The 9,070-nt window shown below is 64.9% G+C and carries 10 protein-coding genes; 5 read left to right on the forward strand and 5 right to left on the reverse strand.

Going from position 1 to position 9,070, the window contains the following annotated elements:
* Positions 1-79 precede the first annotated feature (79 nt).
* Both ABE459_RS06680 and ABE459_RS06685 read left to right on the forward strand, forming a co-directional pair.
* Positions 80-631: a DNA-3-methyladenine glycosylase I gene (locus tag ABE459_RS06680; protein ID WP_323831211.1), complete on the forward strand. Its 552-nt coding sequence runs from the start codon at positions 80-82 to the stop codon at positions 629-631.
* 41 nt (positions 632-672) lie between these two features.
* Complete coding sequence (locus ABE459_RS06685) at positions 673-1,560, forward strand: lysophospholipid acyltransferase (RefSeq protein ID WP_110994075.1); 888 nt, start codon at positions 673-675, stop codon at positions 1,558-1,560.
* Positions 1,561-1,686: 126 nt separating this feature from the next.
* Here ABE459_RS06685 and ABE459_RS06690 read toward each other — a convergent pair whose 3' ends face one another.
* The 5 genes from ABE459_RS06690 to def form a co-directional block, all read right to left on the reverse strand.
* Positions 1,687-2,001, reverse strand: coding sequence for a tetratricopeptide repeat protein (locus tag ABE459_RS06690; RefSeq protein WP_125856989.1), 315 nt, complete (start codon positions 1,999-2,001; stop codon positions 1,687-1,689).
* A 126-nt stretch (positions 2,002-2,127) separates the two neighbouring features.
* Positions 2,128-3,501, reverse strand: coding sequence for a Trk system potassium transporter TrkA (gene trkA / locus ABE459_RS06695; protein WP_110994077.1), 1,374 nt, complete (start codon positions 3,499-3,501; stop codon positions 2,128-2,130).
* 24 nt (positions 3,502-3,525) lie between these two features.
* Positions 3,526-4,833, reverse strand: a complete 1,308-nt coding sequence (gene rsmB, locus ABE459_RS06700) for a 16S rRNA (cytosine(967)-C(5))-methyltransferase RsmB (RefSeq protein WP_110994078.1) — start codon at positions 4,831-4,833, stop codon at positions 3,526-3,528.
* The gene (gene fmt / locus ABE459_RS06705; RefSeq protein ID WP_125856991.1) at positions 4,830-5,762 is read right to left on the reverse strand and encodes a methionyl-tRNA formyltransferase; all 933 of its coding nucleotides are present in this window, start codon (positions 5,760-5,762) and stop codon (positions 4,830-4,832) included. Before fmt ends, rsmB begins: the two co-directional genes overlap by 4 nt.
* 62 nt (positions 5,763-5,824) lie before the next feature.
* A complete protein-coding gene (def, locus tag ABE459_RS06710; protein ID WP_110994080.1) occupies positions 5,825-6,331 on the reverse strand; it encodes a peptide deformylase in 507 nt (168 codons plus the stop codon).
* A 209-nt stretch (positions 6,332-6,540) separates the two neighbouring features.
* Between def and dprA the strand changes: the two genes are divergently transcribed.
* The 3 genes from dprA to ABE459_RS06725 all read left to right on the forward strand — a co-directional run bounded on the left by dprA (position 6,541) and on the right by ABE459_RS06725 (position 8,981).
* The gene (gene dprA / locus ABE459_RS06715; protein ID WP_110994081.1) at positions 6,541-7,638 is read left to right on the forward strand and encodes a DNA-processing protein DprA; all 1,098 of its coding nucleotides are present in this window, start codon (positions 6,541-6,543) and stop codon (positions 7,636-7,638) included.
* A gap of 39 nt (positions 7,639-7,677) precedes the next feature.
* Positions 7,678-8,235, forward strand: coding sequence for an L-threonylcarbamoyladenylate synthase (locus ABE459_RS06720; RefSeq protein WP_153786827.1), 558 nt, complete (start codon positions 7,678-7,680; stop codon positions 8,233-8,235).
* A gap of 434 nt (positions 8,236-8,669) precedes the next feature.
* Positions 8,670-8,981 carry a DUF3077 domain-containing protein gene (locus tag ABE459_RS06725; protein WP_323831212.1) on the forward strand — a complete coding sequence of 104 codons (312 nt, stop codon included), beginning with the start codon at positions 8,670-8,672 and terminating at the stop codon, positions 8,979-8,981.
* The last annotated feature ends 89 nt before the right edge of the window (positions 8,982-9,070 follow it).

Raw genomic sequence — 9,070 nt, forward strand, 5'->3', positions numbered from 1 at the left:
TTCACCTGTATCTGGGGATGCGGATGTAAAGAGCGGGAGTATAACCCGTTTCGCCTCGCCCTCTACTCATTGGAGCCTTATGCCACGCTGCTTTTGGTGTTCCGACGACCCGTTGTACCAGGCCTACCACGATCAGGAGTGGGGAACGCCGCAACGTGACCCGGCGTTGCTGTTCGAGATGCTTTTGCTCGAAGGGTTCCAGGCGGGCTTGTCGTGGATCACGGTCTTGAAGAAGCGCGAGCGATATCGCGAGGTGTTGCACGGCTTCGACCCGCTGAAACTCTCGCAGCTCAGCGACGAGCGCATCGAGGAGCTGATGCTCGACCCCGGCATCATCCGCAACCGCCTCAAGCTCAAGGCCGTGCGGCGCAATGCGCTGGCCTGGCTGGCTGTGGATAACCCTGCCGAGTGGCTGTGGTCGTTCGTGGGCGGTGAGCCGAAGATCAACCATTTCGCCGGCCGCAGCGACGTACCGGCGGTCACCGAGGAAGCCAAGGCCATGAGCAAAGCCTTGCAGAAAGCCGGCTTCACCTTTGTCGGCCCGACCATCTGCTACGCCTTCATGCAGGCTACCGGCATGGTCATGGACCACACCACCGACTGCGATCGCTACGCCGCGCTGGTGCGCTGACGGGGTACAATGCGCGCCTTGCTGAAATAAGGAATTCGCCTGTGGAAAAGTTCAAGGGCGCCCTGATGGTCGGGGTGCTGCGACTGTTCGCCAAGTTGCCCTGGGGCGCGGTGCAGCGCGTTGGCGCCGGCATCGGCTGGCTGATGTGGAAGATCCCCAACGGCTCGCGCAATGTGGTGCGCATCAACCTGGCCAAGTGCTTCCCCGAGATGAACCCGGCCGAGCGTGAGCAACTGGTGGGCCGTGCGCTGAAAGACATCGGCAAGTCGTTCGTCGAAAGTGCCTGCGCCTGGATCTGGCCGCCGCAACGCTCGCTGGAGCTGGTTAAGGAAGTGCACGGCCTGGAAGTGCTGGAGCAGGCCCTGGCCTCGGGCAAGGGCGTGGTCGGCATCACCAGCCACCTGGGCAACTGGGAAGTGCTCAACCACTTCTATTGCAACCAGTGCAAACCGATCATTTTCTACCGCCCGCCGAAGTTGAAAGCCGTGGATGACCTGCTGCGTGAGCAGCGCGTGCAGATGGGCAACCGCGTGGCGCCTTCGACCAAGGAAGGCATTCTCAGCGTCATCAAGGAAGTGCGCCGTGGTGGCCAAGTGGGTATTCCGGCCGACCCGGAGCCGGCCGAGTCCGCCGGGGTGTTCGTGCCGTTCCTGGGGACCCAGGCGCTGACCAGCAAGTTCGTGCCGAACATGTTGGCCGGTGGCAAGGCAGTGGGGGTGTTCCTGCATGCCCTGCGCCTGCCGGATGGTTCGGGCTTCAAGGTGTTCCTTGAGGCGGCGCCGGAAGAGATGTACAGCACCGACGTCAACGTGTCGGCAGCGGCGATGAGCAAAGTGGTCGAGCGCTATGTGCGCGAGTACCCGAGCCAGTACATGTGGAGCATGAAGCGCTTCAAGAAGCGCCCGGCCGGCGAGCCGCGCTGGTACTGAGTTATCCACTGCCCCTGCTTTAGCAGGGGCTCTGTGGGAGCGGGTTTACCCGCGAAGCAGGCGCTGCGGTGCATGGCACCGGCTTCGCCGGTGTTCGCGGGTGAACCCGCTCCCACAGAGACTGCGTCAAGTCGATGTTTTGCTGAGCTTCTTGAGAAACACCGTCATCTCCTTCTCGGCCTGCTTGTCCCCATGGGCCTGCGCCGCCTCGATCCCCTCCTCCCAGGCCCTGCGCGCCCCAGCCAAGTCCCCCTGCAGCTGATACGCCTTGCCCAGCAGTTTCCACGCCGCCGAATACTTCGGGTCCTGCTTCACGCAACTGGCCAGGTGCACCGCCGCCTCAGCGCCATTGCCTTCATCCAGCCAGGCCTTGCCCAGGCCGAAGCGCAGCAGCGGGTTATCCACACCCTTGGCCAGCATCTTCTCCAGCGATTCGCGCATTGGTTTTTCTCCCGGATCCATGATGTTGCGGGCGCCTGTGGGAGCGGGTTCACCCGCGAATGCGTTGGTGAATCAATAATCGCATTCGCGGGTAAACCCGCTCCCACAGGGGGTCGGTTATCTCTTTTAGAAGAAGCTCAAGCCCACGTGGAACAGCTTCTCCACGTCCCGAATATGCTTTTTATCCACAACGAACAGGATCACATGGTCGCCCGACTCGATCACCGTGTCGTCATGGGCGATCAGCACTTCTTCGTCGCGGATGATCGCGCCGATGGTGGTGCCCGGCGGCAGGGCAATGTCCTCGATGGCCTTGCCCACCACCTTGCTCGACTTCGCATCGCCATGGGCCACGGCCTCGATGGCCTCGGCCGCGCCACGGCGCAGCGAGTGCACGCTGACGATATCGCCGCGGCGCACGTGGGCCAGCAGTGTGCCGATGGTGGCCAGCTGCGGGCTGATTGCGATGTCGATGTCGCCACCCTGCACCAGGTCGACATAGGCCGGGTTGTTGATGATGGTCATCACCTTGCGCGCGCCTAGGCGCTTGGCCAGCAGCGACGCCATGATGTTGGCCTCGTCGTCGTTGGTCAGGGCCAGGAAGATGTCGGCGTCGGCGATGTTCTCTTCGAGCATCAGGTCCTTGTCCGAGGCGCTGCCCTGCAGCACCACGGTGCTTTCCAGGGTGTCGGAAAGGTGCCGGCAGCGCGCCGGGTTCATCTCGATGATCTTCACCTGGTAGCGGCTCTCGATGGCCTCGGCCAGGCGCTCGCCGATCTGCCCGCCACCGGCGATCACCACGCGCTTGTTGGTTTCGTCGATGCGCCGCAGTTCGCCCATCACCGCACGGATGTCCTTCTTCGCGGCAATGAAGAACACTTCGTCGTCGGCTTCGATCACCGTGTCGCCGCGGGGCGTGATCGGCCGGTCGCGGCGGAAGATCGCCGCCACGCGGGTGTCGACGTTGGGCATGTGGGCGCGGATCTGGCGCAGTTGCTGGCCCACCAACGGCCCGCCGTAATAGGCCCTGACCGCCACCAGCTGGGCCTTGCCCTCGGCGAAGTCGATCACCTGCAGCGAACCTGGGTGTTCGATCAGGCGCTTGATGTAGTTGGTCACCACCTGCTCGGGGCTGATTAGCACGTCCACCGGGATGTGGTCGTTGTCGAACAGCTCTTCGCGGGTGAGGTAGGCCGATTCGCGCACCCGGGCGATCTTGGTCGGGGTGTGGAACAGCGAGTAGGCCACCTGGCAGGCGACCATGTTGGTCTCGTCGCTGTTGGTCACCGCCACCAGCATGTCGGCGTCGTCGGCGCCGGCCTGGCGCAGCACCGTCGGCAGCGATGCGCGGCCCTGCACGGTACGGATGTCCAGGCGGTCGCCCAGGTCGCGCAGGCGCTCGCTGTCGGTGTCGACCACGGTGATGTCGTTGGCTTCGCTGGCCAGGTGTTCCGCCAGCGTACCGCCTACCTGCCCCGCGCCGAGGATGATGATCTTCATCCACTACTCCCTAGGTTCTTGTGCTTACCGCGAGGCGGCGATCTTGATCAGCTTGGCATAGTAGAAACCGTCGTGGCCGCCCTCCTGGGCCAACAGCTGGCGCCCGTGGGGCTGACGCAGGCCGGCCTCGGTCGCCAGGTCCAGCTCGCGGGCACCGGGGGTGCGGGCCAGGAAGGCGTCGATCACTTCGGTGTTCTCGGTGGGCAGGCTGGAGCAGGTGGCGTACAGCAGCATGCCGCCCACTTCCAGGGTCGGCCACAGGGCATCGAGCAGTTCGCCTTGCAGCGCGGCCAGGGCCGGGATGTCGTCGGCCTGGCGGGTCAGCTTGATGTCCGGGTGGCGGCGGATCACGCCGGTAGCCGAGCAGGGGGCGTCGAGCAGGATGCGCTGGAACTGTTTGCCGTCCCACCAGCTGGCGGTGTCGCGGGCGTCGCAGGCGATCAGCTCGGCATCGAGCTTGAGGCGGTCGAGGTTCTCGCGCACGCGGGTCAGGCGCTTGGCCTCGAGGTCGATGGCGACCATGTGCGCAAGCTTCGGCTCGGCTTCGAGCAGGTGGCAGGTCTTGCCGCCCGGGGCGCAGCAGGCGTCGAGCACGCGTTGGCCGGGGGCCAGCTCCAACAGGTCGGCGGACAACTGCGCGGCTTCGTCCTGCACGCTGACCCAACCCTCGGCGAAGCCCGGCAGGCCGCGCACGTCGCAGGCTTCGGCCAGCACGATGCCGTCACGGCTGTACTGGCAGGCACTGGCCTGGATACCGGCCTCGGCCAGCAGGGCGAGGTAAGCGTCGCGGCTGTGGTGGCGGCGGTTGATGCGCAGGATCATCGGCGGGTGGGCGTTGTTGGCGGCGCAGATGGCTTCCCATTGCTCCGGCCAGAAGGCCTTGAGCGACTTCTGCAGCCAGCGCGGGTGGGCGGTGCGCACCACCGGGTCGCGCTCCATGTCGGCGAGCAGTGCCTCGCCCTCGCGCTGGGCGCGGCGCAGCACGGCATTGAGCAGGGCCTTGGCCCACGGTTTTTTCAGCTTGTCGGCGCAGCCTACGGTTTCGCCGATGGCGGCGTGGGCCGGGATGCGGGTGTAGAACAGCTGGTACAGGCCGACCAGCAGCAGCGCCTGCACATCGGCGTCGGCGGCTTTGAACGGCTTCTGCAACAGTTGTGCGGCCAGCAGGTCCAGGCGCGGCTGCCAGCGGGCGGTGCCGAAGGCCAGGTCCTGGGTGAGGCCACGGTCGCGATCATCGACCTTGTCCAGTTGCGCCGGTAGCGAGCTGTTCAGCGAAGCCTTGCCGCTGAGCACGGCGGCCAAGGCACGGGCGGCAGCCAGACGTGGATTCATTGGCCGAGCACCTTGCCACTGGCGAATTTCTCGCGGCGGCTGTTGAACAGGTCGGCGAAGTTGAGGGCCTTGCCCCCCGGCAGTTGCAGGCGGGTCAGGCTCAGGGCCTGCTCACCGCAGGCAACCACCAGGCCGTCCTTGCTGGCCGACAGGATTGCGCCTGGGGCGCCCTGGGCTGTGGACAAGTTGGCGGCCAGGACCTTCACGCTTTCGCCGTCCAGGGTGCTGTGGCACACCGGCCAGGGGTTGAAGGCGCGGATCAGGCGCTCAAGCTCGACGGCCGGACGGCTCCAGTCGATGCGCGCTTCGTCTTTGTTCAGCTTGTGTGCGTAGGTGGCCAGGGCATCGTCTTGCACTTCACCTTGCAGGCTGCCATCGGCCAGGCCGGCGATGGCCTGGATCACCGCAGGCGGGCCCATTTCGGCGAGGCGGTCGTGCAAGGTGCCGCCGGTGTCGTCGGCGCTGATCGGCGTGACCACTTTGAGCAGCATCGGGCCGGTATCCAGGCCAGCCTCCATGCGCATCACGGTCACGCCGCTCTCGGCGTCACCCGCCTCCACGGCACGTTGGATCGGTGCCGCACCGCGCCAGCGCGGCAGCAGCGAGGCATGGCTGTTGATGCAACCCAGGCGCGGGATATCCAGCACCGCTTGCGGCAGGATCAGGCCGTAGGCGACCACCACCATCAGGTCCGGCTGCAGCGCGGCGAGCTCGGCTTGCGCATCGGCGTTGCGCAGGGTTTGCGGCTGGTACACCGGGATGTCATGGGCCACGGCCAGGGCCTTGACCGCGCTCGGCATGAGCTTCTGGCCACGGCCGGCGGGGCGGTCCGGCTGGGTGTAGACGGCCACGATCTCGTACGGGCTGTCGAGCAGGGCCTTGAGGTGTTCGGCGGCAAACTCAGGGGTGCCAGCAAAGACGATGCGCATGGAGTTCTCGCTTCTCGAAAAAGAAAAAGGCTTGCCGGAGCAAGCCTTCTGGAAGGTGGGGATCAGGCTTGCTGGCGGTGCTGCTTTTCCAGCTTCTTCTTGATCCGGTCGCGTTTGAGCTGCGACAGGTAGTCGACGAACAGCTTGCCGTTAAGGTGATCGAATTCGTGCTGCACGCACACCGCCAGCAGGCCTTCGGCTTCGAGCTCATAGGGCTTGCCGTCGCGGTCCTGGGCCTTGACCCGGACACGCAGCGGGCGGTCGACGTTTTCGTAGAAGCCCGGCACCGACAGGCAGCCTTCCTGGTACTGGCCCATGTCGTGGGTCAGTTCTTCGACGCTGGGGTTGATGAAGACGCGCGGCTCGCTGCGATCTTCGCTCAGGTCCATCACCACGACTTGCTGGTGGACGTTGACCTGAGTCGCCGCCAGGCCGATGCCTGGGGCCTCGTACATGGTTTCGAACATGTCGTCGATCAGCTGACGCAGGGCGTCGTCGAACACCGTTACCGGTTTGGCAATGGTACGCAGGCGCGGATCGGGGAATTCGAGAATGTTCAAAATGGCCATAGGGGTCAGGCAGTCACTGTGCGGTCGGTTGAAAACTGAGCACACATAATAAAGGGAAAAGGTGGCCAAGGCACCTGTGAAAGCTCGGCTAGGGTGTGAAAGGGCGGCTTATTGCCGATTTGATGGACAGCTTTTCAAAGCGTTATCAACACAGTTATCCACAGCTTGTGCCACGCCGATGGCCCCTTTTCGATCAAGGATGATCCCCTATGACTACACCCCGTTCGTCGCCTTGCCCGCCTGCCGAACTGGAGGCACGGCTGCGTCTGCATCGCCTCCCCGACACCGGCCTGCGCCGTTTCCATACCCTCATCGAAGCCTTCGGCAATGCCTCGTCGGCACTCAGTGCGCCGGCCAGTGCCTGGCGTGCGCTGGGGCTGCCTGCTGCCAGCATCGATGCCCGGCGCAGCCCCGAGGTGCGCGACGGTGCATTGGCTGCAATGGCCTGGTTAGAGCGTCCGGGCCAGCATTTGCTGATGTGGGACGGGCCTGGCTATCCCGCGTTGCTCGGTGAAATCGACGACCCGCCGCCCTTGCTGTTCGTCGCCGGCGACCCGGCTTTGCTGGAGCGCCCGCAGCTGGCGATAGTGGGCAGCAGGCGTGCTTCACCTCCGGCGCTGGATACTGCAGGCGCGTTCGCGCGTTGCCTTGCGCAAGCCGGTTTCACCATCACCAGCGGGCTGGCGCTGGGCGTTGACGGTGCCGCTCATCGGGCGGCATTGCAGGCCGGCGGGCACACTATCGGGGTGCTCGGCACGGGGTTGCAAAAACTTTATCCACAGCGCCACCGCGACCTCGCCCGAGCGATGCTCGACAGCGGTAGCGCGCTGGTTTCCGAGTACCCCCTGGACGCCGGGCCGTTGGCCGGCAACTTCCCCAGGCGTAACCGGATCATCAGCGGGCTGTCGCTGGGTGTGCTGGTGGTCGAGGCGAGCATTGCCAGTGGCTCGTTGATCACCGCCCGGCTTGCCGCCGAACAAGGGCGCGAGGTGTATGCCATCCCCGGTTCCATTCACCATCCCGGCGCCAAGGGCTGTCACCAACTGATCCGCGACGGTGCGTTGCTGGTCGAGAGCGTGGAACAGATCCTCGACAGCCTGCGCGGCTGGCAGAACCTGCCGCCCGCGCCTGTGGGCAAACCCGACCATCCCCTGCTCGCCTTGCTCCACGCTGCGCCCCACACTACCGAGGGCTTGGCCCACAGCAGCGGCCAGCCGTTGGCCCAGGTGCTGGCCAGCCTGACCGAGCTGGAGCTTGAGGGCCGGGTGAGTAATGAAGCCGGGCGTTGGTTTGCAAGGTCCGGCTAAGTAAACTGCGCGCAAGGCTTATATGTGGAGTGACAACAAATGGTGAGCAGTTGGCGTGTGCAACAAGCCGCGCGTGAGATCAAGGCGGGTGCGGTGATCGCCTATCCAACGGAAGCGGTCTGGGGCCTGGGCTGCGACCCGTGGAACGAAGACGCGGTGTATCGCCTGCTGGCGCTCAAGTCGCGGCCTGTGGATAAAGGCCTGATCCTGGTCGCTGACAGCATCCACCAGTTCGACTTCCTGTTCGAGGACTTCCCCCAGGACTGGATCGACCGCATGGCCGCCACCTGGCCGGGGCCGAACACCTGGTTGGTACCGCACCAGGACCTGCTGCCCGAGTGGGTGACCGGGCAGCATGACAGCGTGGCGCTGCGGGTCAGTGATCATCCACAGGTGCGTGAGCTGTGCGCGTTGGTCGGGCCGTTGATTTCCACGTCCTGCAACCCGGCCGGGCGCCCGGCGGCCAAGAGCCGGTTGCGGGTGGAGCAGTATTTCCACAAGCAGCTGGACATGGTGCTGGGTGGGGCGCTGGGGGGGCGGAAGAATCCGAGCCTGATCCGGGATCTGGCAACCGGTGAAGTTGTGCGCCCGGGCTGATATTCCACGGCTTGCACTGGACCTTCTGTGGGAGCGGGTTTACCCGCGAAGAAGCCACCGCGGTGTATGGCACCGGCTGCGCCGGTGTTCGCGGGTAAACCCGCTCCCACAGGGATTCTCAGTCACTCAGGACTTTCTGATTTTTCTTCCCAAGGCTGCCCATTTCGAATTCAGAGAAATATCCTACGCACTCTGTCGCCTGTCATTACCTTCTCACTGGGAACTCCTGCCACTAGGCTCCAGACCGTCGCCGAATAACTTGGCGACCGGGTGTGGTAACCCGAGCTGGGAGAGATCTTGGCAGTCAATGGTGGCTGCATGCGGGAGGCCTCGTGCCTGCCGGGTTTTGAGATCTCTCCCGGTTTACCACCCCGTATGCAGCTGCCACCTATCCGTGTGGTAACGGATGCGTGTCGGCCTAGACGCGAGATCTCATGATGAAAAAGATCGTCCCGGATCCACCACTCCCCAACACCTCCGCCCACCCCTTCGGCCGCTGCGATGCAGGCCATCCGCCCCTCTTTTTCGTGAACCCTGATGTCCCAGCACACGACGCCCTGGTGCATGTAGCGCTCTACCTGCGCTGCGCCTACGACACCGGCATCAAGGCGCTCGACCACCTGCGGGATGAGGGGCGGGGCATGTACTGGTCCAGCCTGCATTCGCTGGAAATGGCGGAGGGGTTGGTGGAGGCGATGCTTGAGGGCATCGAGTCGGCGCCACCAGTCAAGAATTCCACCGGCTGAACTGACGCAATCGCGGGGCAAACCCCCCCCCCCCCCCCCCAAAAGGGAGGGGGAGGGGGGGGGGGGGGCCCCCCCGAGAGGCCGTGAGT

It is taken from the genome of Pseudomonas sp. TWI923, assembly GCF_039673365.1.
GTDB lineage: Bacteria > Pseudomonadota > Gammaproteobacteria > Pseudomonadales > Pseudomonadaceae > Aquipseudomonas > Aquipseudomonas sichuanensis.

Coding starts and splice junctions, on each gene's coding strand:
- dprA (WP_110994081.1), top strand. CDS start 6,541: ATGACTACACCCCGTTCGTCGCCTTGCCCGCCTGCCGAACTGGAGGCA.
- ABE459_RS06725 (WP_323831212.1), top strand. CDS start 8,670: ATGATGAAAAAGATCGTCCCGGATCCACCACTCCCCAACACCTCCGCC.
- rsmB (WP_110994078.1), bottom strand. CDS start 4,833: ATGAATCCACGTCTGGCTGCCGCCCGTGCCTTGGCCGCCGTGCTCAGC.
- ABE459_RS06720 (WP_153786827.1), top strand. CDS start 7,678: ATGGTGAGCAGTTGGCGTGTGCAACAAGCCGCGCGTGAGATCAAGGCG.
- fmt (WP_125856991.1), bottom strand. CDS start 5,762: ATGCGCATCGTCTTTGCTGGCACCCCTGAGTTTGCCGCCGAACACCTC.
- def (WP_110994080.1), bottom strand. CDS start 6,331: ATGGCCATTTTGAACATTCTCGAATTCCCCGATCCGCGCCTGCGTACC.
- ABE459_RS06690 (WP_125856989.1), bottom strand. CDS start 2,001: ATGCGCGAATCGCTGGAGAAGATGCTGGCCAAGGGTGTGGATAACCCG.
- ABE459_RS06680 (WP_323831211.1), top strand. CDS start 80: ATGCCACGCTGCTTTTGGTGTTCCGACGACCCGTTGTACCAGGCCTAC.
- trkA (WP_110994077.1), bottom strand. CDS start 3,501: ATGAAGATCATCATCCTCGGCGCGGGGCAGGTAGGCGGTACGCTGGCG.